The organism is Actinomadura napierensis, from assembly GCF_039529375.1.
GTDB lineage: Bacteria > Actinomycetota > Actinomycetes > Streptosporangiales > Streptosporangiaceae > Spirillospora > Spirillospora napierensis.
The window spans coordinates 11,878-34,427 of record NZ_BAAAMR010000103.1 but is presented as its reverse complement, the minus strand read 5'-3'; the positions used below and the strand labels follow the sequence as shown (position 1 = coordinate 34,427).

Annotated in this window: 20 protein-coding genes and 1 pseudogene; 7 read left to right on the top strand and 14 right to left on the bottom strand. The window is 72.7% G+C overall.

Features of this window, described 5'->3' with window-relative positions:
• The 4 genes and pseudogenes from ABD296_RS38810 to groES all read right to left on the bottom strand — a co-directional run.
• Positions 1–368 (bottom strand): annotated as a pseudogene (locus ABD296_RS38810) (hypothetical protein); the annotation flags it as partial.
• Positions 365–952: a sigma-70 family RNA polymerase sigma factor gene (locus ABD296_RS38805; protein ID WP_344279562.1), complete on the bottom strand. Its 588-nt coding sequence runs from the start codon at positions 950–952 to the stop codon at positions 365–367. The gene ABD296_RS38805 and the pseudogene ABD296_RS38810, both read right to left, overlap by 4 nt.
• A gap of 336 nt (positions 953–1,288) precedes the next feature.
• Entirely contained in the window at positions 1,289–2,914 is a 1,626-nt protein-coding gene (gene groL, locus ABD296_RS38800) for a chaperonin GroEL (protein ID WP_344279550.1), read from the bottom strand.
• 86 nt (positions 2,915–3,000) lie between these two features.
• Positions 3,001–3,309 carry a co-chaperone GroES gene (gene groES / locus ABD296_RS38795; RefSeq protein WP_455363872.1) on the bottom strand — a complete coding sequence of 103 codons (309 nt, stop codon included), beginning with the start codon at positions 3,307–3,309 and terminating at the stop codon, positions 3,001–3,003.
• Between the two features lie 269 nt (positions 3,310–3,578).
• Between groES and ABD296_RS38790 the strand changes: the two genes are divergently transcribed.
• The 3 genes from ABD296_RS38790 (at position 3,579) to ABD296_RS38780 (ending at position 8,276) form a co-directional block, all read left to right on the top strand.
• Positions 3,579–4,823, top strand: a complete 1,245-nt coding sequence (locus tag ABD296_RS38790; protein WP_344279547.1) for a THUMP-like domain-containing protein — start codon at positions 3,579–3,581, stop codon at positions 4,821–4,823.
• Between the two features lie 610 nt (positions 4,824–5,433).
• Entirely contained in the window at positions 5,434–7,083 is a 1,650-nt protein-coding gene (locus ABD296_RS38785) for a hypothetical protein (RefSeq protein WP_344279544.1), read from the top strand.
• A gap of 233 nt (positions 7,084–7,316) precedes the next feature.
• Complete coding sequence (locus ABD296_RS38780; protein ID WP_344279541.1) at positions 7,317–8,276, top strand: phosphotransferase family protein; 960 nt, start codon at positions 7,317–7,319, stop codon at positions 8,274–8,276.
• Here ABD296_RS38780 and tsaD read toward each other — a convergent pair.
• The 8 genes from tsaD to ABD296_RS38740 all read right to left on the bottom strand — a co-directional run bounded on the left by tsaD (position 8,266) and on the right by ABD296_RS38740 (position 16,756).
• Positions 8,266–9,300, bottom strand: coding sequence for a tRNA (adenosine(37)-N6)-threonylcarbamoyltransferase complex transferase subunit TsaD (tsaD, locus tag ABD296_RS38775; RefSeq protein WP_344279538.1), 1,035 nt, complete (start codon positions 9,298–9,300; stop codon positions 8,266–8,268). The genes ABD296_RS38780 and tsaD overlap by 11 nt on opposite strands.
• Positions 9,297–9,788: a ribosomal protein S18-alanine N-acetyltransferase gene (gene rimI / locus ABD296_RS38770; protein ID WP_344279535.1), complete on the bottom strand. Its 492-nt coding sequence runs from the start codon at positions 9,786–9,788 to the stop codon at positions 9,297–9,299. The genes tsaD and rimI overlap by 4 nt, the downstream gene beginning before the upstream one ends.
• Positions 9,785–10,465 (bottom strand): tRNA (adenosine(37)-N6)-threonylcarbamoyltransferase complex dimerization subunit type 1 TsaB, encoded by a 681-nt coding sequence (gene tsaB / locus ABD296_RS38765; RefSeq protein ID WP_344279532.1) that lies wholly within the window; start codon positions 10,463–10,465, stop codon positions 9,785–9,787. Before tsaB ends, rimI begins: the two co-directional genes overlap by 4 nt.
• A 96-nt stretch (positions 10,466–10,561) precedes the next feature.
• Positions 10,562–12,091 (bottom strand): hypothetical protein, encoded by a 1,530-nt coding sequence (locus ABD296_RS38760; RefSeq protein ID WP_344279529.1) that lies wholly within the window; start codon positions 12,089–12,091, stop codon positions 10,562–10,564.
• A 134-nt stretch (positions 12,092–12,225) separates the two neighbouring features.
• Positions 12,226–12,687 carry a tRNA (adenosine(37)-N6)-threonylcarbamoyltransferase complex ATPase subunit type 1 TsaE gene (tsaE, locus tag ABD296_RS38755; protein ID WP_344279556.1) on the bottom strand — a complete coding sequence of 154 codons (462 nt, stop codon included), beginning with the start codon at positions 12,685–12,687 and terminating at the stop codon, positions 12,226–12,228.
• Between the two features lie 50 nt (positions 12,688–12,737).
• A complete protein-coding gene (locus tag ABD296_RS38750; RefSeq protein WP_344279525.1) occupies positions 12,738–13,835 on the bottom strand; it encodes an alpha/beta fold hydrolase in 1,098 nt (365 codons plus the stop codon).
• Between the two features lie 2 nt (positions 13,836–13,837).
• Positions 13,838–14,965 carry an alanine racemase gene (gene alr, locus ABD296_RS38745; RefSeq protein ID WP_344279522.1) on the bottom strand — a complete coding sequence of 376 codons (1,128 nt, stop codon included), beginning with the start codon at positions 14,963–14,965 and terminating at the stop codon, positions 13,838–13,840.
• 318 nt (positions 14,966–15,283) lie between these two features.
• Positions 15,284–16,756 (bottom strand): NAD(P)H-hydrate dehydratase, encoded by a 1,473-nt coding sequence (locus tag ABD296_RS38740; RefSeq protein WP_344279520.1) that lies wholly within the window; start codon positions 16,754–16,756, stop codon positions 15,284–15,286.
• 370 nt (positions 16,757–17,126) lie between these two features.
• Between ABD296_RS38740 and ABD296_RS38735 the strand changes: the two genes are divergently transcribed.
• The 3 genes from ABD296_RS38735 to ABD296_RS38725 all read left to right on the top strand — a co-directional run bounded on the left by ABD296_RS38735 (position 17,127) and on the right by ABD296_RS38725 (position 18,677).
• Positions 17,127–17,990 (top strand): helix-turn-helix domain-containing protein, encoded by an 864-nt coding sequence (locus ABD296_RS38735; RefSeq protein ID WP_344279518.1) that lies wholly within the window; start codon positions 17,127–17,129, stop codon positions 17,988–17,990.
• A gap of 46 nt (positions 17,991–18,036) precedes the next feature.
• Positions 18,037–18,279: a DUF397 domain-containing protein gene (locus ABD296_RS38730; RefSeq protein ID WP_344279515.1), complete on the top strand. Its 243-nt coding sequence runs from the start codon at positions 18,037–18,039 to the stop codon at positions 18,277–18,279.
• A gap of 191 nt (positions 18,280–18,470) precedes the next feature.
• Positions 18,471–18,677 (top strand): DUF397 domain-containing protein, encoded by a 207-nt coding sequence (locus ABD296_RS38725; protein ID WP_344279512.1) that lies wholly within the window; start codon positions 18,471–18,473, stop codon positions 18,675–18,677.
• A gap of 126 nt (positions 18,678–18,803) precedes the next feature.
• On the opposite strand, the gene glmS is transcribed toward ABD296_RS38725, so the two are convergent.
• A complete protein-coding gene (glmS, locus tag ABD296_RS38720; protein WP_344279509.1) occupies positions 18,804–20,663 on the bottom strand; it encodes a glutamine--fructose-6-phosphate transaminase (isomerizing) in 1,860 nt (619 codons plus the stop codon).
• 124 nt (positions 20,664–20,787) lie between these two features.
• Here glmS and coaA point away from each other — a divergent pair, with 124 nt between their 5' ends.
• Complete coding sequence (gene coaA, locus ABD296_RS38715; protein WP_344279506.1) at positions 20,788–21,729, top strand: type I pantothenate kinase; 942 nt, start codon at positions 20,788–20,790, stop codon at positions 21,727–21,729.
• Here the strand turns inward: coaA and ABD296_RS38710 are convergent.
• Positions 21,715–22,392: a DUF4328 domain-containing protein gene (locus tag ABD296_RS38710; protein WP_344279503.1), complete on the bottom strand. Its 678-nt coding sequence runs from the start codon at positions 22,390–22,392 to the stop codon at positions 21,715–21,717. The two genes, coaA and ABD296_RS38710, sit on opposite strands and share 15 nt — an antisense overlap.
• Positions 22,393–22,550 lie beyond the last annotated feature (158 nt).

Below are 22,550 nucleotides of genomic sequence, written 5' to 3'. Positions count from 1 at the left end.
GGCCCGGGGCCGGGGGTGGACGGCGGCGCGCCGGGGCCCGGGTCGGTCGGGCCGGCGGCCTCGCGTCCGGGGCCTGGCTCGTCGACGTCCGCGACCAGCGCGCGCTGCAGCCGGACGGCCGGGTCGGAGGCGCCCTCGTCGTCGGGGCGGGCGTGCTCGGCGGAGGGACGGTCAGCCGCGGAACGGGCGGTGGAGCCGGCAGCGCGCCGCGCCGCCAGCGCGTCGATGATCGCGTCGGTACGGCGCACCGCGCCGAGGTCGGCGAGCAGGGTCACCGCCGGGGCCTGCGGCCGGCTCGCCGGCTCGCGGGTCCCGCCGCGGTGCGAAGGCCCGACCGGATCCGGGGCGCCAGGGCTCCGCTCCGTCAAGCGATCGACTCCTCTCTGGCCATCGCGCGGAGCCGGGCCAGGGCCCGGTGCTGCGCGACCCGTACCGCCCCCGCGGACATGCCCAGCACATTACCGGTCTCCTCCGCCGACAGGCCCGCCACCACGCGCAGCAGGACCAGCTCGCGCTGGTGTTCGGGGAGCCGCGTGAGCAGGTCGCGGGCGCGCTGCGCCTCGATGTAGCGGACCACCGTCTCCTCGGGACCGGGACGGTCGTCGGGGCCGTCCGGCAGGTCCTCGGTGGGCACGGCCGCGCGGACCGCGCTGCGCAGCGCGTCCGCGATCTTGTGCGCGGCGATGCCGAAGACGAAGGACGCGAACGGCCGGCCCATGTCGCGGTAGCGGGGCAGCGCCGACAGCACCGCGATGCAGACCTCCTGGGCCACGTCGTCGGCGATGTGGTACTGCCCGGAGACCCGGCCGAGCCGGGCGCGGCAGTACCGCACGATCATCGGGCGGACCTCGGCGATGAGCACCTCGATGGCGCCCGGGTCGCCCTGGACGGCGAGGTTGGCCAGTTCCCTGAGGTCGCCGCCGCCCTCGTTCGCCGCCCGCAGCACGCGCATCCGGCGGCCGGTGTCGTGGCGCGGCGGAGGGGCCGGTCCCATCGAGGGCTCGGCAGCGCGCGCGGTCATGGTCCCGGCGTAGCTTCCCTCGGTCACGTCAAGCATGATGCCCAGCACCGCCGGGCGTGTCGCCACTGTCGTCGGCAACGGAATGGTCACAGTGCGGGGACGAGGCCGAAAATACCACGCATTGCGGTCAGTCGACCGCCCAGAGTGCCGAAATCGTCCCTCCGGCGCCGAAGATTCGGCGGGACGGCGAAGGCCCCCGCCCGGTGAGGGGCGGGGGCCGAGACGATCTTCCGGGGCGGGCGAGCCGCTCGCCCGCCCCAGGGAAGATCAGTGGCCGTGACCGTGGCCGTGCCCGTGACCGCCGGCCGCCGGCTCCTCGTCCTCGGGCTTGTCCACGACGAGCGCCTCGGTGGTGAGCAGCATGCCGGCGATCGACGCGGCGTTGGTGACGGCCGAACGGGTCACCTTCACCGGGTCGATGACGCCCTGGGCGATCAGGTCGCCGTACTCGCCGGTGGCGGCGTTGTAGCCGTGGCCCGGCTGCAGCTCCTGCACCTTGGAGACGACGACGTAGCCCTCCTGGCCGGCGTTCTCGGAGATCCAGCGCAGCGGCTCGACCAGCGCGCTGCGGACGGCCGCCGCGCCGGTGGCCTCGTCGCCGGACAGGCCGAGGGCGTCGAAGCCCTCCTTGGCCACGTGCACCAGCGCGCTGCCGCCGCCGGACACGATGCCCTCCTCGATCGCCGCGCGGGTCGCCGAGATGGCGTCCTCGAGGCGGTGCTTCTTCTCCTTCAGCTCCACCTCGGTGGCGGCGCCGACGCGCAGCACGCAGACCCCGCCGGCCAGCTTGGCCAGCCGCTCCTGCAGCTTCTCGCGGTCCCAGTCGGAGTCGGAGTTCTCGATCTCGACCTTGATCTGGTTGACGCGCGCGGTGATCTCGTCCGCGGAGCCCTCACCGTCGACGACGGTGGTGGCGTCCTTGGTGACGGTGATGCGGCGGGCGCGGCCGAGGTCCTCGAGCCCGATCGAGTCGAGCTTGAGGCCGATGGCCTCGCTGACGACCTGGCCGCCGGTGAGGGTGGCCATGTCGCCCAGCATCGCCTTGCGGCGGTCGCCGAAGCCCGGCGCCTTGACGGCGACGGAGGTGAAGGTGCCGCGGATCTTGTTGGCGACGAGCAGCGCCAGGGCCTCGCCCTCGACGTCCTCGGCCACGACCAGCAGCGGCTTCTTGGTCTGGGCGACCTTCTCCGCCAGCGGCAGGAACTCCTGCACGTTGGAGATCTTGCCGTCCACGATGAGCACGTAGGCGTCCTCCAGGACGGCCTCCATGCGCTCGGGGTCGGTGACCATGTGCGGGGACAGGTAGCCCTTGTCGAACTGGAGGCCCTCGGTGAACTCCAGCTCGAGGCCCATGGTGTGGGCCTCCTCGACGGTGATGACGCCGTCCTTGCCGACCTTCTCGAACGCCTCGGCGATCAGCTCGCCGATCTGCGCGTCCTGCGCGGAGATGGTGGCGACGTGCGCGATCTCGCCCTTCTCCTCGACCTCGCGGGCCGTCTTGAGGAGCTGGTCGGACACGTACTGGGCGGCCGCGTCGATGCCGCGCTTGAGGCTCAGCGGCGAGGCGCCGGCGGCCACGTTGCGGGTGCCCTCCCGGACCATCGCCTGCGCGAGGACGGTCGCCGTGGTGGTGCCGTCGCCCGCGATGTCGTTGGTCTTGGTCGCCACTTCCTTGGCGAGCTGGGCCCCGAGGTTCTCGTAGGGGTCCTCCAGCTCCACCTCGCGGGCGATGGTGACGCCGTCGTTGGTGATGGTCGGCGCGCCGAACTTCTTGTCGATGACGACGTTGCGGCCGCGCGGGCCGATCGTCACCTTGACGGCGTCCGCGAGAGCGTTGACGCCGCGCTCAAGAGCCCGGCGAGCGTCCTCCTCGAACTCCAGGATCTTCGCCATGGGGATACTCCTATGTCACGCGATCCGCCCCGGCCGCCCCGCCGGTGGGCGGCGCGGGCCGGGGCGGGCGCATCACGTCTCGGTGATTACTTCTCGATGACCGCGAGCACGTCGCGGGCCGAGAGGACGAGGTACTCCTCGTTGTTGTACTTGACCTCGGTGCCGCCGTACTTGCTGTACAGCACGATCTCGCCGACCTTGACGTCGACGGGGACGCGCTCGCCCTTGTCGTCGACGCGGCCCGGGCCTACGGCGAGGACGGTGCCCTCCTGCGGCTTCTCCTTGGCGGTGTCCGGGATCACCAGGCCGGAGGCGGTGGTGGTCTCGGCCTCAAGCGGCTGGACGACGATGCGGTCCTCGAGCGGCTTGAGAGCAACCTTGGTGGCGGTCGTCACGATCTGACCTCCCCTTCGATTGGTCCTCGGCCGGCCATGGCTGGCCGACCGGCACATGTGACAGAAGAGGCGACCCTGGACCGGCCTGTCGTCGCGGGTGCCAGACCGAACCTTTGTCGCTGTGTTGGCACTCTCGCGTTGAGAGTGCCAGTCAGTGAGACTATGCCGTGCCCGTTTGCCCGTCAACACGGACACGGGCGCACGCCCCCCGGCGTTCCGGGCCGTTCATCCGCCGATCACCCGCGCGCCGCGGCCGATACCGTCCAGGCATGGACATCGCGTCGTTCCGGGAGCTGCTCGGCCCCGCCGGCCAGGCACTTCTCGCGGAGGCGGGCGAAGCGGACGTCTCGGAGGCGGGGCTGCTGGGCACCGCGTCCCGGCTGCGCGAGCGGTACGGGGCGGACCTCGTGGCGGCGGCGCTGACCCAGGTGCGGCTCCGGCGGCGCGCGGAGGCCAAGTTCGGCCCCGACGCGGGCCGCATGTACTTCACGCAGGCGGGGCTGGAGCAGTCGACGCGTGCGAATGTCGCGGCGCATCGCGCGCGGCGGTTCGCCACCGTGCTGCCCTCCGACGCGCGCGTACTGGAACTGGGTTGCGGCATTGGTGCCGACCTTACGGCGCGTTCCAGGGTGGGTCTTACAGGAGACGGCGTGGAGCGCGATCCACTGACGGCCGAGGTGGCGAAAGCCAATGTGATGGCTCTCGGGCTGGACGGCCTCGCGCGCGTGCGCGTAAGTGACGCCGTGGAAGAGGACCCAGACGGGTACGCCGCCGTGTTCGCCGACCCCGGACGCCGGACGGCCCGGGGCCGCGTCTTCGATCCCCGCTCCTACGAACCGCCGCTGGACACCGTCCTGGATCTCGCGGGACGGGCGCCGGCCGCCTGCGTCAAGGTCGCGCCCGGCATCCCGCACGAGGTGGTGCCCGAGGGCGCGGAGGCGGAGTGGGTGTCGGCCGCCGGCGACGTCAAGGAGGCCGCCCTGTGGCTGGGCGGCCTCGCCGGAGGCGTCGGCCGCCGCGCGACGCTCCTGCCGCCCGGTGGGGATGCGTGCACGCTGACCCCGGCAGGGCTGGGCGATCCGGACGTCCGCCCGTGGGGCCGCTACCTCTACGAACCGGACGGAGCCGTCATCCGGGCCCATCTCCTGGCGGAGGTCGCGGACCTGGTCGGCGGCGGGCTCGCCGACCCGCGCATCGCCTACGTCACCTCCGACGAGCTGCGTCCGACGCCGTTCGCGTCCGCATACGAGGTCGAGGACGTGCTGCCGTTCTCGGTGAAGCGCCTCAAGGCCGAGCTGCGACGCCGGGAGGCCGGCGTGCTGACGGTCAAGAAGCGCGGGTCGGCGGTCGACGTCGACCGGCTCCGCCGCGACCTCGGCTTCGGTGGGCGCCGGGGCGGGTACGGCGCCGCCGAGGCGACGGTGGTGGTGACGCGGGTCGGCCAGGACCCGGTCGCGCTGCTCGTGCGTCCCGTCCGGGCGGCCGACCCGCCCACGGCGGGCCTCGCCCGCTAAACGGTCCAAAGATCTCCGCGCGGCACCGCAACGCCAAGGGCGTCCGCGCGACGCACCATGCCCGCGCAAATCATTCGCCCTTTCCGGCATTGCCTTCACCAGGGATTACGGGTGCCCGGCAAGGCGGCCGCGGCGGGCGGCGAAACGGCGTTCCGAGATCAACGGGCGGGGAAACACCAAGGCAGGTTCAGCGATCGGGTTCGGGGCTCCCACGAATGCCGGTCCGGAATGGCGCCCGGCCCGGCGGACGGCGCCGCGTCCGGGCGGCGCGCGCCGACGGGAGGAGCCGGATGGGCGCCGCGGGAACTGCCGATGTTGGACGAGATGTACGGACAGACTCCCCGCCGCGGGCCGTCCGGCGGCGGCCGGCGCGGCGGCCGGGCGGCGGAACCGATCCCCACAATTGCCCAGAAGCCCTCGAATCACGGATATCACCGTATGGCCGGTGATCACCGTCAATCCCCGCCAGTGGGATAACAGGCGCATTCCGCAGAACCCGCGACGTTCCCTGCTACCCGTTATAGCGGCGCTTCACACGCACTACAGTGGCGACTTCACGATTCATTGCCGTGCGCCTTTTCGACGCGTCCGGCACACGAAGGAGCATCGGGTGGAAACGAATCACAACTTCCTGCAGACGGGGGGTCAACCGGTCTCGGATCGGATGCGGGAGTTGCTCGCCCGTGCGGCGCAGGACCACGTCTATGAACAGCGCTCACAGGGTCAGGTCCTGGACGAGATCCGCCAGCGGCTGGAAGGGATGGAGTGGCTGCTCCGCGAGGTCCGCGAGCGCGAGATCAGCGGGCTGACCGGGCAGCTCGAGACCGTGCGCGGGCAGGTCGACGAGCTGGTCGGCAAGCCCCCGGAGTGGGCCGAGGGGCTGGCCGAGCACATCGACGGCCTCGGCGAGCGGGTCAAGCCGGTCGCCGAGCTGCCCGCGCTGTGGGCCGACGTCGGCGTCGTCGCCGAGAACGTCGACGAGGGCCTGACCCGCATCCAGGCCGTCCTGGACTCCGCGCAGCACATCACCGACGCCACCCAGCAGGCGTCGCAGCGCATGGAGGAGATGACCAAGCGGCTGGACAAGCTCCAGGGCAGCATGGAGGCCGCGTCCGTCCGCTTCAACCGGCTGGACAAGTCGCTGGCCGAGCTCGGGCACCGCTCCGAGCGGCTGGAGCACTCGATCAACGGCGTCACGGCGCGGGTCGACCAGGCACTCGGCGAGATGGCCGAGCGGATGGAGCAGGGGCTGGAGGCGGTCAACGGCCGGGTCGAGGGCGTCGGCGGCCGGCTGGACGGGCTGGACGGGCGGCTGGACGGGGTCGACGGGCGCCTCGAGGGCCTGTCGGGCAAGCTGGAGGGCGTGGACGGCCGCTTCGAGAGCATCGAGGGCCGGATCGACGGCGTGGGCGAGCGGATCGGCCGGCTGCCGGCCACGCTGGAGATCGCCGAGCTGCACCGCGTGGTGGGCGAGCTGGCCCGCCGTCCGATGATGGACCACAGCGACCGGTTCGACGCGCTGGAGAAGCACCTGGCCGACGCGGTCGACCCGCTGATCGAGGAGCTGCGCGCAAGGCCCGACCGCGACGAGGTCAAGGCCACGATGTCGCAGATCGCCGAGACGGCCTACAGCGACGTCGCCAAGCGCATGGACGAGTTCTCCCGCCGGTTCGAGGACGTGCACGACGACGTGCGCAAGCGGATCGAGGGCATTCACGAGGAGGTCGCCAAGCGGGTCGACGTGGCCCTGGAGGAGTTCACCACGCAGGTCGACATCGTGTCCCGCCGGGTGGAGTCGGTGCACATCGACGTCACCAAGCAGGTCGAGTCCGTGCATCACGAGGTGGCGAGGCAGGTCAGCGGAGTGCACGACGACTTCGGCAAGCGGATCGGCGACATCCACGAGGACGTCACCCGGCAGGTCGGCAGCATCCACGACTCGGTCGCCAAGCAGGTCGCCGGCATGCAGGAGGACATGGCCCGGCAGGTCGGCGGGGCGCAGGAGGAGTTCGGCCGGCGGGTGGACGGCGTGCAGGACGAGGTGACGCGGCGGGCCGAGTCGGTGCAGGCCGAGGTCGCCAAGCGCTTCTCGCACGTGCAGGACGAGGTCGGCCGCAAGGTCGACGGCGTCCACGACGATGTGTCCAAGCAGGTCAACGCGGTGCACGAGGACGTGCTGAAGCGGTTGTCCACGCTGGAGGAGACGATGCTCGCGCTGGCCGAGGCGCTGCTGCGCCCGCGCCGCGACGGCAAGGACTAGCCGGTCCGGGTGGGGCCGCTCCCGCGCTGCGGGGTGCGGCCCCACCCGGCCCCTCCTCCGGGTTGCCGGACGTCCTCCTCGGGGGTGTCCGGATGCCGCACGGAATCTGCGAGGTTTGTCCGGCAATCCGGTGAGACGACCGGAGACCCTCCGCCAAGCCACCGCGATGACGTGCATTTTGTTACGTTCCGTCTTCGCAAAATCACTCCCAATACCCTTCGGAATCCGTTTTCATGGATCTCGTGACTCCCACACCGGCTCCTTGCCTGCCGACCGGCGCCCCACCCGGCCACGCCACCCTGCGCTGGGTCGAGGGCTGTCTCGGCAAGGGCGCCGAGGTGCGGATGGTGCGGCCGCTCCCGGGCGGCGGCGCGCACGCCAACCACGCGCTCGTGGTGGAGACGCCGTCCGGCAGCGCGCACCGGCTGGTGCTGCGCCGCTGGACCGGCCGGGACACCGGCCTCGACGCGGGCCCCGGCCGCCGCTCCTACGGCGACACCGAGTTCTCCCCCGAACGCGAGATCGCCGCGCTGGCGCTGCTGGCGGGCTGCGAGATCCCGACCCCCGAGCTCGTCGCCGCCGACCCGTCCGGCGCGCACTGCGACGTCCCCGCGCTGCTGATCAGCCGGCTGGTCGGCCATCCGCCCCGGCCGTCCCCCGACGACCTGCCGGAGTACCTCATCCAGCTCGCCGCCGCGCTGCTGCCGGTGCACGCGCTGCACGGCGCGTCCACGATGCCGCCGTACGTCCCCTACAACCGGCTCGACCAGCGGAACCCGCCCAAGCACGCGCTGCGCCCGCAGCTGTGGGAGCGCGCGTTCGAGATCGCCTCCGGGCCCGCGCCGGACGCGCCCGCCCGCTTCCTCCACCGCGACTACCACCCCGACAACACGCTGTGGTCCTACGGCAAGCTGACCGGCGTCGTCGACTGGTCGGACGCCTCGTGCGGCCCGGTCGCGGTCGATGTCGCCCGCATGCGCCGCGGCCTGGCGCTCCGCTACGGCGTGCCCGTCGCCGACCGCTTCCTGGCCGCGTTCGACCAGGTCTCCGGCGGCCACGAGCACGACCCGTACTGGGACGTCCGCTGCCTGCTCGACCTGCTCCCCGAGGACGACGGCCGCATCGTCGACGAGGCCGAGGTCCCCCTCTTCGAGGACTACCTGGAAGCCCTGGTCGCCGGCCTCACAGCGTGACGGACTCGATCGGCAGGCTGGAGTCGGCCGGGAGGGCGAGGTCGGACGGGTCGAGGCCGGAGGCGACGAGCTCGGAGCCGAGGGCGGCGACCATCGCGCCGTTGTCGGTGCACAGCTTCGGGCGCGGGACGCGCAGCCGGACGCCGGCGGCCTCGCAGCGCTCGGCGGCCAGGGCCCGCAGCCGCGAGTTCGCCGCGACGCCGCCGCCGATCAGCAGGTCGTGCACGCCGTTGTCCTTGCAGACCTTGAGGGCCTTCTGGGTGAGGACGTCCACGACGGCCTCCTGGAAGGACGCGGCGACGTCCGGGACGGGGACGGCCTCGCCCGCGCGCTCCCTGGCCTCCACCCAGCGGGCCACGGCCGTCTTCAGGCCGGAGAACGAGAAGTCGTAGGTGCCGTCGTTGTACTTGCCGCGCGGGAACGCGATCGCGGCGGGGTCGCCCTCGCGGGCCATCCGGTCGATCACCGGGCCGCCGGGGAAGCCCAGGCCGAGAACCCGCGCGACCTTGTCGAACGCCTCGCCCGCCGCGTCGTCGACGGTGCTGCCGAGCGAGCGGACGTCGCCCGCCACGTCCGGCACCAGCAGCAGCGAGGAGTGCCCGCCGGACACCAGCATCGCCACGCACGGCTTCGGCAGCGGCCCGTGCTCCAGCTGGTCGACGCACACGTGCGCGGCGAGGTGGTTGACGCCGTACAGCGGCTTGCCGAGCGACAGCGCGTAGGCCTTCGCGGCGGCGACGCCGACCATCAGGGCGCCTGGCAGGCCGGGGCCGGCGGTGACGGCGAACGCGTCGATGTCGGTGAAGGCCACGCCCGCCTCGTTCAGCGCGCGCTCCACGGTCGGGCCCATCGCCTCCAGGTGCGCGCGGGACGCGACCTCGGGCACCACGCCGCCGAACCGGGCGTGCTGCTCGACGCTGGAGGCGATCGCGTCGGCCAGCAGCGTGCGGCCGCGGACGATGCCGACCCCCGTCTCGTCGCACGAGGTCTCGATGCCGAGGACCAGCGGCTCTTCGCGGATCATGTGTTCCCCCTGGTGAACCCCACCGGGCGGCGCTCCAGGCGGCGGCACATCACCACCGCGTCCACGTCGGCGGGCTGGTAGTAGCGCTTGCGGATCCCGACCTCGAAGAACCCGAACCGCTCGTAGAGCCGGCGCGCGGCCGGGTTGTCGGCGCGGACCTCCAGGAACACCGCCTCGGCGTTGCGCCGGGACGCCTCGTCCATCAGCTCGGTGAGCAGGGCCGCGCCGATCCCGGCGCCGCGCCGTTCGGCGCGCACCCCGATCGTCTGCACGTCGGCCTGCGCGCCCGCGGCGGCGAGGCCCGCATAGCCGACGATCTCGCCGCCGGGCTCCTCGGCGACGACGTAATGGCGGGTGGCGGGCTGGCCGGCCAGCTCCTCGGCGAGCATCTGCTCGCTCCACGCGTCGTCGGGGAACAGGACCTGCTCCAGCAGGTGGACGGCGGGCAGGTCCGCGCGGGTCATGGCGCGCAGCGTGACGTCGGTCACCGCCGGGTCACCTTCTTGCGCGGGCCCGGCTCCTTGGCGTCGGGCCTGCGCAGGTACAGCGGCTCGGGCGGCAGCAGGTCGGGGCCCTTCTCGCCGGCGAGGCGCGCGACGGCGAGCTCCGCGACGGCGGACGCGGTGGGCAGCAGCGGCTCGTGCCCCGAGTCTCCGAGGACCTCCGGGTACAGGGCCGCGCCCTCGCCGATGACCGGCAGCCCCTCGGGCGCACCGTCCAGGACGTCGGCGGCGGGGCCGACGGCCGGTTCGGTGGCACGGACGCGAGACGAGGCGTACCGCGCCCAGTACACCTCCTTGCGGCGGGCGTCCGTCGCGACCGCGAACGGCTCGTCCCGCCCGGAGGCCCAGGCTATGGCGTCGAGCGTGCAGACGCCGTGCACCGGGACGCCCAGCGACTCGCCCATCGCGCGCGCCGTGACCAGCCCGACGCGCAGGCCGGTGTACGGGCCGGGGCCCACACCGACGGCGATCGCGCTGATCGTGTCGGGCGCGGCGCCCGCCTCCGCCAGCACGGCCTTGATGGACGGGGTGAGCAGCTCGGTGTGCCTGCGCCGGTCGACGGCCTCGGCCTGGGCACGGCGCCGCGCGCCCTCGCCGGGGATCCACTCATGAAGCGCCACCGTGATCGCGGCGGTCGCGGTGTCGAAAGCCAAGACCAGCACGGGTTGTAAGCCTAGTCCAGGCGGCGGCCTGCACGGTGCCTCATCTGGGACGGCGGCACCGCGCTCACGGGCCCGGCCCGGCCCCGGCCCGGCGGATCAGGCCTTGTCGAGCGCCTGCAGGACGGTCTTGGCCACCTCGGCGGCACCGTCGCCGGCGGCCTTGGACGACAGCGGATCGCCGTCGTCGGAACCGGAGTAGTGGATCGTCACCAGGACGTTCGCGAGCCGCACGTTGGTGATCGCCTCGCCGGAGCCCTGTCCCTTGTCGACGCTGTAGACCTGGTAGCCCTCGTCGCCGACGCCCTTGAGGTCGCCCTTCTCGGTCAGCTCCTGGCCCGCGAGCAGCGACTTGCCGGACTCGTCGGCGCCGCGCTCGGCGGCGATGGTGCTCTGCGCCACGGCGGTCGGGGTCTGCGCGGACGTCCCGGCGATCGCGCGCAGCTCGACGGTGAGCTGCCGCTTGTTGTCGCCGGCGTAGGCGCCCCAGACGCAGCCGTTCTGCTGGTCGTTGTTCTGGTAGTTGTCGGCCGGGTTCTGCTCGGCGCCGGGGGCCAGCCGGTCGATGAGGTCCTTGCCGAGGACGGAGCAGGAGTCGGGCACCGCCGAGCGCTCGCCGCTCGCCGTCGGGGAGCTGTCGGCCCCGCTGCCGACGGCCTGGCCCGTGCCGTGCTCGGCGCCGCCGCCGACGCCGTTCAGCAGGAGGAACACCGCCAGCGCGCACGCCGCCGCGGCGCCGCCCGCCGCCAGCAGGATCGCGCCGCGCCGGCCGCCGCGGCGCTCGCGGGCGACCCGATGGCTGCCGCTGCCCGTCTTGTATCCGCCGCTGCCGGCCCGGTGGCCGCCGCTGCCGGAGGCGTATCCGCCGCTGCCCGAGCGGTATCCGCCGCTCTCGGTCCCGTAGTCGCCGCTGCCGGACCGGTAGTCGCCGCTGCCCGTGTCGTAGACGTCCCGCCGGGCGGAGTAGCCGCCGCTGTCGGCCGGGTAGTTGCCGCTGCCGGACCCGGTCTCGTAGCTGCCGCCCGTTCCGTAGTCGCCGATCGGGTAGCTGCCGCTCTCGGCCGGGTAGCCGCCGGACGCCGGGTACCGGCCACTTTCGGACGAGTACCCGCCGCTAGCGGTCGAGTACCGTCCGCTGTCGGCGGAGTAGGGGTCGCCACCGGCGGGGGTGGGGTAGCCGCCGGTCGTCGAGTAGCGGCCGCTCTCGGCGGGCCCGTCGCCGCCTTGGGCCGGGTATCCGCCGGTCGAGTACTGGCCGGTGGGGTATCCGCCGGTGCTGTAGCCGCCGCTCGCGGACGAGGGCCCGCCCACGGCCGGGTAGCCCCCGGTTCCCGATGAGGGATAGCCGCTTGCGGCCGAGGGATAGCCACCGGAGCCGGGCGCCGCCGGGTAACCGCCGGACCCAGGCGTGGACGAGTAACCGCCGGAGCCGGGCGTGGAGGGGCCGGGCGCGGACGGGTAGCCGCCGGAACCGGGCATGGACGGGTGACCGCCGGAGCCGGTCCCACGGTCCCCGGCGCTCGCCGGGTGGCCGCCCGTGCCCGAGGCACGGCGGCCGTCCTGCCCCGGGTACGGCCCGTACTCGCCGTCCCTCGTGCGGTCGTCGCCGCTGCGATGGCTGCCACTCACCGGATCCCACTCCTGCTTTGCGGAAATCTCTGATATGTCGTGAAGGTGAGGTTCGTTCCGGCAAAGAGTACGACATCTCACAGCAAAGTGGTCCGGCGGCACTTACGAAAATCGGAGAAGATCTCCGATCCTTCTCAGTCCAGGTCGCCGGGCAGGTCGCGCCAGCGATCACCGACGCCTTCGATCCTTACTTCGCGCGTCTCGCCGGGCCCGTCCCCGCGCGAAATGATCACTTCCAGCCGGTCGTCGGCAAGGCCCTCCGCGAGCCCTTCTCCCCATTCCACGATCGTCACCGATTCCGCCAGCGAGGCGTCCAGGTCGAGATCGTCCAGCTCCGCGAAACCGCCCAGCCGGTAGGCGTCCACGTGCACCAGCGGGGGTCCGCCGGCCAGCGACGGGTGCACCCGCGCGATGACGAACGTCGGCGAGGTGACCGGCCCGCGGACCTTCAGGCCCTCGCCGATCCCCTGCGTCAGCGTCGTCTTGCCCGCGCCCAGGTGCCCCGTCATCACCACCAGGTCACCGGGCCGCAGCGACCCGGCCAGCCGGACACCCAGCTCGCGCATGTCCCCGTCGGTCGCGACGGTGAGGGTCATCCCGCTCACGGGAGCCCCCGGCGGGGGAACGGCCCCCCGGTTCGCATTGCTCATGCCGTGCGCTCCTCCTCGTCCTCCACGCGGCCCGGCTCCAGGCAGCCGGGGCGGACGCGGTCGATCAGCCGGCGCAGCCCGCCGGTGACCACGCCCGGGTACTCCAGCGGCAGCACGTGCCCGGCCTCGTCCACCTCTACCAGTTCCGCGTCCGGCAGCGCCCCGGCGACGCGGCGGCCGTGCGCGGGCGGGGTCAGCCGGTCCTGCCCGCCGACCAGCACCAGCGCGGGCACCCGTCCGAGCGCCTCCAGCGACCCCACCTTGTCGTGCACGATCAGCGCCGGGTAGAACTCCGCGATCACGTCGATCGGCGTCGCTCTGATCATCTGCTCCAGGAAGTCGACCACCGTGGGGCTGACGTGCTTGTCGGCGAACGCCATCTTGCGGGTGACGACGAACGCCAGGTCGGCGCCGAGCCCGCGCGCCCGGTCCACCAGGTCGGCGCGCCGCCCGAGGCCGCGCAGAGTGCGCGGCGCCAGCGGCCGGACGACCTTGGCCAGCACCAGCGGCAGCCCGAGCGTCATCTCCGCCAGGTCGCCGCACGAGGTGTTGACCAGCGCGACCCCCACCACGCGCGGCCCGAACAGCTCGGGACGCGCGTCCGCCAGCGCCATGATCGACATCCCGCCCATCGAGTGCCCGGCGAGGATCACCGGCCCGGTGGGGGCCGCCGCCTCCAGCACCGCGTGCAGGTCCTCGCCGGTCTGCTCGATCGTCGCGTTCGCCGGGTCGCTGCGCCCCGACCGGCCGTGGCTGCGCTGGTCCCAGAACACCATCCGCAGCCGTCCCCGCAGGTCGCGGCGCTGGTAGTGCCAGGAGTCCCGGTTCAGGCAGTAGCCGTGGCAGAACACGACCGTGAGATCGGCGTCGTCCGGGCCGTCCACCTCGACGTGCAGCTCCAGGCCGTCGGAGGCGCGGACGGTCAGCTCCTTGCCGCGCAGCTCGCCGAACGGCTCGTCGGCGTCCGGATCCGGACGCAGCCGCACGCGGCCCACCGCCAGCCGCCGCAGCCCCACCGCCGCGCCGATCCCGGCCGCGCCGACGCCCGCGACGGCCCCGGCGATGCCGATCCGGCGTCTGTTCCTGACGTCCATGCTCACGCCCCCCGCCGTCCCCCGTAGACCCTCGGCACCCGGGACCCGATCCGGGTGACGATCTCATACGAGATGGTGCCGAGCGCGTCCGCCCATTCCTGCGCGGTCGGCTCGCCCCGGTCGCCCGGCCCGAACAGCACGATCTCCTCCCCCGGCGCCAGCTCGTCGTCGCCGAGGTCGATGACGAACTGGTCCATGCAGACCCGTCCGGCGATCGTCCGGCGGCGCCCGGCCGCCAGGACCTCCAGCACGTTCGACCCGTGCCGCGGGATGCCGTCCCCGTACCCGGCGGGCACCACGGCGAGGTTCGTCTCGCGCGCGGTGAAGTAGGTGTGGCCGTAGGACACGCCGCTGCCCGCCGGAACCCGCTTGACCAGCGCCGCGTCCGCGACCAGCGTCATCGCCGGCCGCAGTCCGAAGGTACCGAGCGACGGGATCGGCGTCAGCCCGTACGTCGCGATACCCGGCCGTACGAGGTCGAACCGCGCCTCCGGCAGCGTCAGCGCCGCCGCCGAGTTCGCCAGATGCCGGACCTCCGGCCGCGCGCCCGCCTTCTCCGCGTGCTCCACCATCTCGGTGAACGCGCCGATCTGCGTGCCGATGGACGGATGGCCGGGCTCGTCCGCGCACGCGAAGTGCGACATCACCCCCACGACCCGAAGATGCCCGGCCGCCTCCGCCTTCAGCGCCGCGTCCACCAGGTCGTGCCAGTCCTGCCCGCGCGCGCCGCCCCGCGTCATGCCCGTGTCGGCCTTCAGGTGCACCCGCGCCGGGCGCCCCGCCCGCTGCGCCGCCTGAACCAGCTCCTCCACCAGCCACAACGCGCCCACGGTCAGGTCGACGTCGCGCGCCACGGCCTGCTCGTACGGCTCGCCGGGCACGCCCAGGCACACCAGCGTCCGGACGTCCACCCCCGCGTCCCGCAGCGCCAGCGCCTCCGCCAGCTTCGCCACGCCCAGCCACGTCGCGCCCCCGGCGAGCGCCGCGCGCCCCGCCTCCACCAGGCCGTGTCCGTACGCCTCGGCCTTCACCATCGCCATCACCTCGGCGCCGCCCGCCTTCTCGCGCAGCAGCCCGATGTTCCCGGCAATGGCGTCCAGATCGACGCGCGCCTCCGCAGGAACCCTCATGGTCACCCAGTCTGCCGTTCCCAGTGCCGTGCCCGGAGCATCCCCGGCCGGGCACCGTCCCCCGACGAGCACGCCCCCGCACGCCCGTTTCCCCATTTGACGCCCTTGTCCCCCACACGGTTCAGCCCAAGGCCCGCACGACCCGCCAGCCCTGTGCCACGCCGTCGCGAACACCGCGCCCACCACGCGAGCGCGTCATCTGACCGGCGAGGCGAAGCCGAAGGCGAGCCTCGCCGGGAAGCTCGCGAAGCGAGGTCGCGCTCGCCGAATCACGGTCAGGGCGCGAGCCGCTGGGCGAGCGCCCTGGGCCGGGATTCTTTAAACACAGCGGAAGGCCTCGGGGAGGGCGGTGACGACGTCGTAGGCGCTGATCGGGGACTCGGCGGCGTCGGGGTGGGGGGCGGAGGCGAGGCGGGCGGCGAGACCGTGCAGGTAGGCGCCGGCGGCGGCCGCGTCCAGGGCGAGCATGCCGCCGGCGAGCAGGGCGCCGATCAGGCCGGACAGGACGTCGCCGGTGCCGGCGGTGGCCAGCCGCGGGGTGCCGGTCGGGTTCACCCGGACGGGCCGGTCCTGCTCGGCGACCAGCGTCGTCGAGCCCTTGAGCAGGACGGTCGCGGACAGTTCGGCGGCGGCGCGGCGGACGTGCTCCAGGCGGCCCGCCTCGATGTCCTCGCGGGAGGCGTCGATGAGGCGGGACAGCTCGCCCGCGTGCGGGGTGAGGACGGTCGGCGCGGGGCGGAGCAGCAGGCCGCGGCGGCGGGCGAGGACGGTGAGGCCGTCGGCGTCGACCAGGACGGGCAGGTCGGTGGACAGGACGGCCTCCAGCAGCGACTCGGCGGCGTCGCCGGTGCCGAGGCCGGGTCCGGCGACCCACGCCTGGACGCGCCCGATACGTTCGAGGACCTTCGCGTCGTGCGGGCCGGGCTCGATCACCGTGGTGACGACCTCGGGCCAGCGGTGCCGGACGAGTTCGACGGGGTGCGCGACGGAGGCGAAGCGGACCATCCCGGCGCCGCCGCGCACCGCGCCGCCCGTGCTGAGGACGGCGGCACCGGTGTACTCGTCGCCGCCGGCGAGGATGCCGACGACGCCGCGCCGGTACTTGTCGGACTCGGGGCCGGGCTCGGGCGGGTGGACGTCGGCGGGGCGTGCGGCCACCACGTCCGGGTCGGGGAGGTCGTCGCCGAGGCCGATGTCGACGAGTTCGACGACGCCGCAGTAGGAGGCGCCGGGGTCGATCAGCAGGCCGGGCTTGTGGGTGCCGAAGGTGACGGTGACGTCGGCGTGCACGGCGTCGCCCGCGACCTGGCCGGTGCCGGCGTCGACGCCGCTCGGGACGTCGCAGGCGACGACGAGGCCGGTCGCCTCGGACGCCAGGGCGGCGAGGCGGGCGTGCGGGTCGCGGAGGGCGCCGGCGCCGCCGATGCCGGTGAGGCCGTCGACGATGAGGTCGGCGCCGGCGATCGCGTCGGCGGGGTCGCCGCCGAGGAGGCGGCCGCCGGCGGCGCGGAGCGCGGCGAGACCGCCCTCGTGGATCTTGGAGCCGGCCTGGACGGCGTCCACCCGGGCGCCGCGCCGGGCCAGCCGGGCGCCCGCGTAGAGGGCGTCGCCGCCGTTGTCGCCGCCGCCGACCAGCAGCACTACGCGAGACCCGTAGACGGTGGGCAGGACGCGGGCGCAGACGGCCGCCAGTCCGGCGGCGGCCCGCTGCATCAGCGCGCCTTCGGGGAGCCGCGCCATGAGCGCGCTTTCCGCCGCCCGCACCTTGCCGACCTCGTGCGCGTACCTCATCCGCTGCTCCCCAAGCGCGCCGTCCCGACGATCACATCACTTACCCTGCCACGCCGCCCCGTCCCGTAACCGGGCGGACGCGAACGGGCGGGCGCGCATGGGCGCGAACGGGCATGAACGGGCGGGCTCGGCGCAATCGGCGCGGCAATGGCGCGCGTTCGCCGGGTCCGGTTCATGGTGCGCTGGCCGAAAGGTGAGTTAGCGTGTGTTTTCCCGGAAGTTGCAGTGCGGCGGGGGTTCGGAAAAACCCGTAAAATGATCAGCCAACACGCAGCGCCGGGCGGCCCCGGTGCGGCACACTGCGACGGGGCCGCTCCCCGCACGGAAGGGGGTCGGAACGGTGATCGCGTCGCGGGGTGCCTCCGGTGACATGAGCCCGTTCCGGGGTCCCACCGTCCGGCAGCGCAGGCTCGCCGCCGAACTCCGGCGGCTCAGGGAACAGAAGGGACTCACCGGAGACGATGTCGCCGAGCGGCTGGCCTGGTCGACCGCCAAGGTGAGCCGGCTGGAGAACGCGCGTACCGGCGCGAAGATCGACGACATCCTCGCGCTCATCGACCTTTACGACATCGCCGAATCCCACCGAACCGAGCTGATCGCCCTCGCACACGATGCTTCCGAGAAGGGCTGGTGGGAGAGTTATCGGGAGCTTCCCGGCGGCTACTCCGCACTGATCGCACTGGAAGACGAAGCGAACAAGATCACGCAATGGGAGACCTACATCGTTCCGGGCCTCCTGCAAACCGAGGCGTACGCACGGGCGACGATCTCCGGGCTGCATCTTTTCGACACCGTTCCGCCGCGGCAGATCGACCGCAGGGTCGAGGTGCGGATGCGCCGCCAGGGGATCCTGCGCAGAGCAGAACCTGTCGAATACACCGTCCTGCTGGACGAGTCCGTGCTGCAGCGCCTCGTCGGCGATCCCGCGGTCATGCGAGCGCAGCTCGACCATCTCCGCTCGATCGCCGAATTGCCGAACGTGACTCTGCGCATCATGCGGCTGGGGGTCGCCCATCCTTTGATGGAGGCGTCTTTCCAGTTGCTGGAGTTCGACCCGGTTCACGACGTGGTCTTTCCGGACATCGTTCACACGGAAAGCCTAACGGTCAGCCAGTTCATCGACGAGAAGATCACGCACATGTATCGGCTCGCCTTCGAGGGAATGGCACGGGTCGCGCTCGGCAGCGCCGAGTCCGTGGAGTACATCGCGCGAGCGCGGGCCGTCTGGCGTTGACACCGCCCACTGTGGCGATGCATAAACCAGGAAAGAAGGCCCACGCGTGTCCTCGTTCGAAATGACGTCCGAAACCGTCCCGTCCGCGGTCGGCGCGACCGGCTGGCGCAAGAGCGCGCGCTGCGCCGGCAACGGCGCCTGCGTCGAGATCGGCGCCCTGCGCGGCGGCGCGGTCGCCGCTCGGGACGCCTACGACGGCGACGCCGGCCCCGTGCTGGCGTTCTCCGCCGCGCAGTGGCGGGCGTTCACGGCCGCCGCCAAGGCCGGCGAGTTCGACCTGGCCCGCTGACCCGGGTTCCAGGAAGGAAGATCGAGGGCCCGCGTCGGCGTACGCCGGGGCGGGCCGTCACTGCGCGGCACCGGATCGCGCCCGCACGGACCATCCGCCGATCATCGGCATTTCCGGCGACTCTTGTTACCTTGTTCTTGGCACCGGCAGCGCCGCCGTGAGCAGAATGCGTCTCCGATTCGGGAGCCAGGATGAGTTTCCATGCCACGCCGTCCCCCCGCTGGAGGAAGAGCACCCGCTGCGGGGCGAACAGCACGTGCGTCGAAGTGGCCGGGCAGGACGACGGAATCGTCTCCGTACGCGCCGGTGCGGCCGACGATTCGCGCCTGGACTTCGCCCCCCGGGAATGGCGCCGGTTCGTCGCGGCCGTCCGGCGGGGGGCCTTCGACTTGCACTGAAACTTGCATTTACTGAGATTCTCAGAATCGAACGGGAATATCACTCCGCTCGCCCGCGCCCACCGGGGCGGGACGGGCGCGAAAAGGGCGGAGAAGGCGTTCGCCTCCTCCGCCCCGGGTCGACGGCTACTCGACGGTGACCGACTTGGCGAGGTTGCGGGGCTGGTCCACGTCGTGGCCCTTGGCGGTGGCCAGCTCGCAGGCGAACACCTGCAGCGGGACGGTCGTCACCAGCGGCTGTAGCAGCGTCGGGACGGCCGGGACGCTGATCAGCGTGTCCGCGTACGGCTCCACCGACGTGTCGCCGTCCTCGGCGATCACGATGGTGCGGGCGCCCCGCGCGCGGATCTCCTGGATGTTGGAGACGATCTTGTCGTGCAGGACGTCGCGGGCCCGCGCCGGCACGATCACCACGACCGGCAGGCCCTGCTCGATCAGCGCGATCGGGCCGTGCTTCAGCTCGCCCGCCGCGAACCCCTCGGCGTGCATGTACGCCAGCTCCTTGAGCTTCAGCGCGCCCTCCAGCGCCACCGGGAAGCCGACGTGCCGGCCGAGGAACAGCACGCACCGCTCGCCGGCCAGGGACCGGGCCAGCTCGCGGACCGGCTCCATCGTCTCCAGGACCTTGTCGACCTTCTCCGGCATCCGCTCCAGCAGCTGCACCATCGCGAACACCTCGTCGCCCCACTTGGTGCCGCGCACCTGCGCGATGTAGAGCGCGATGAGGTAGACCGCGACGAGTTGGGTGAGGAACGCCTTGGTCGAGGCGACCGCGATCTCCGGGCCCGCGTGGGTGTAGAGCACGCCGTCGCACTCGCGCGGCAGCGTCGAGCCGTTGACGTTGCAGATGCCGAGCAGCTTCGCCTTCTGCTCGCGGGCGTGCCGGACGGCCATCAGCGCGTCCATCGTCTCCCCGGACTGGGAGATCGCGATGACCAGCGTCGTCGGCGACAGGATCGAGTCGCGGTAGCGGAACTCGCTGGCCAGCTCCACCTCGCAGGGCAGCCCGGCCCAGTGCTCGATCGCGTACTTGGCGATCAGCCCGGCGTGGTACGAGGTGCCGCACGCCACGATGATGATCTTGTCGACCTCGCGCAGCTCCCGGTCGGTGATGCGCATCTCGTCCAGGTGCAGCCGGCCGTCCGCGCCGATCCGGCCGAGCAGCGTGTCGGCGACCGCGCGCGGCTGCTCGGCGATCTCCTTGAGCATGAAGTAGTCGTAGCCGCCCTTCTCGGCGGCGGACACGTCCCAGTCGACGTGGTACTCGGTCACCTCGGCGGGCCGGCCGTCGAAGTCGGTGACCGTCACGCCGCCGGAGCGCAGCTCGACGACCTGGTCCTGGCCCAGCTCGATCGCGTCCCGGGTGTGCTCGATGAACGCCGCGACGTCGCTGGCGAGGAAGTTCTCGCCCTGCCCGACGCCGACCACCAGCGGCGAGTTGCGGCGCGCCCCGACCACCAGGTCCTCGTCGCCGGTGTGCACCGCGACCAGCGTGAACGCGCCCTCCAGCCGGCGGCACACCCGGCGCATCGCGTCCGCGAGGCCGTCCTGGGCGTTGCCGTCCACCGCCGCCAGCTCGTCCTCCAGCAGGTGCGCGACGGCCTCGGTGTCGGTGTCGGACCTCAGCTTGTGCCCGCCGTCCTCCAGCTCGGCCCGCAGCGCCGCGAAGTTCTCGATGATGCCGTTGTGGATCACCGCGACGGACCCGGTGCAGTCGGTGTGCGGGTGCGCGTTGCGGTCGTTCGGCGGCCCGTGGGTCGCCCACCGCGTGTGCCCCATGCCGAGCGTCCCGGCCGGCGGGGGCTCCTCCGCCAGCGCCTCCTTCAGGTTCACGAGCTTGCCCGCGCGCTTCGCCGTCGCCAGCCGTCCGCCGGCCAGCACGGCCACCCCGGCCGAGTCGTAGCCGCGGTACTCCAGCCTGGCCAGCCCGTCGACCACGACGTCGAGCGCGGGACGGCCGCCTACGTACCCCACGATTCCGCACATGGCGGCAACTCTATTCGGTGCGCCCCACCGGACCTACCTGCAAGGGACGTAGACGGGTGGCGCTAGGTTGGACGCCCGGTGAAAACCCGGAGACCCGCCTGAACCTGCGATTACCGTTCAGGCCATGACGAGCGGATGGGACAGCGTGCCGACCCCTTACGTGGAACTCTCCCGCGCGTCCTGGCGGGCGCTGCGCGAGAGCACCCCGCTGCCCCTCACCCCCGGTGAGCTGGACGCCCTGCGCGGCCTGCGCGACCCGATCGACATCACCGAGGTCGAGGAGGTCTACCTGCCGCTGTCCCGGCTGCTCAACCTGTTCTTCCAGTCCGACGGGCGGCTGCGCGACACCGTCAGCGGCTTCCTCGGCGGCGAGGTCGCCCCGACCCCGTTCATCATCGGCGTCGCCGGGAGCGTCGCGGTCGGCAAGTCCACCACGTCGCGGCTGCTGCGGACGCTGCTGGCCCGCTGGCCCGACCATCCGAGCGTGGAACTCGTCACCACCGACAGTTTCCTGTATCCGAACGCGATCCTTAACGAGCGCGGGATCATGGAAAGGAAGGGTTTCCCCGAGTCCTACGACCGCCGCGCGCTGGTCCGGTTCGTCTCGTCGATCAAGGCGGGGGCCGCGGAGGCGGCGATCCCGGTCTACTCCCATCTGGAGTACGACATCGTCCCGGACGCGGTGCAGACCGTCCGGCGGCCCGACATCCTGATCGTCGAGGGCCTGAACGTGCTGCAGGCCCCGCCGCCCGGCACCCTCGGCGTGTCCGACTTCTTCGACTTCTCGATCTACGTGGACGCGCGGGTCGAGGACATCATGCAGTGGTACATCGAGCGCCTCTTCGCGCTGCGCCGCACCGCGTTCACCGACCCGCGCTCCTACTTCCACAAGTACGCCCACGAACTGGACGAGGACGAGACCGCCGCGTTCGCCAAGCGCGTCTGGCGGGACGTCAACGAGATCAACCTCGTCTCCAACATCCTCCCGACCCGCGCCCGCGCGACCCTCGTCCTGCACAAGGACCGCGAACACGCCGTCCAGCGCGTCCGGCTACGCCGGATCTGACGCGACGGCGTCCGGAGCCGCCGGTGCCGCCGAGGCCGCGGCGGCCTGCGCGAGCCGCACGGCCTGCGCCTCCTGGAACCGGGTGATCCGCCAGACGACCACCGCGGCCAGCACGGCCGCCACGATGCCGAAGGCCCAAGAGATCACGTACAGGGTGATCTCTTGGTGGACGTGCCCGGCCGTCCCGCTGGGGTCCCCGTCGCCCAGCCGGCCGACCAGGACCCAGGCGACGAACGCCGCCCACCAGGCGTTGACCGGCCAGGCCGATGCGGGCGGAGCGCTGGCGCGCCACACCGACGCGACGACGTTGCGCGGGATCCAGAAGTTCAGCACGGGCACGAACCAGCCGGCGATCACCCACGGCCGGCCCCAGCCCTCGGGCTCCTCGATGAGTTCGGCGGCCGTGCGCGCCCGCCACAGCCAGACGACCACGGCGACCCCGGTGAGGACGATCAGCCCCAGCTGCGCGAACACCCCGGTCATCAGGCCGTTGCGCAGGTCCGCGGTCCGCGAGGTGAGGCCCTCATCGTCGAGCAGCGCGTTCGTCCACAGGCCGAGCCCGGCGAGGGCGATCATCAGCAGCGCGTTCGCGGCGAGCCCCGCGATCGCCACGAGCGCCGCCGCGCGCGGCGGCCTGAGGATCTCGGGCGCGTAGGGGCGCATCGGGCCTCCTGGTTCCGGACCGAAACGGGTGCCTGATCTTCCCCGGACGGCACCACCTCCCGGAAGTCCACCAAGATCACAAATCCATGACACCCCGCTGCCGTTGCGCGGCCGGCCCGGTCGCGACTAGTGTACGAAACCGTTTCGTTTCGAAGGAG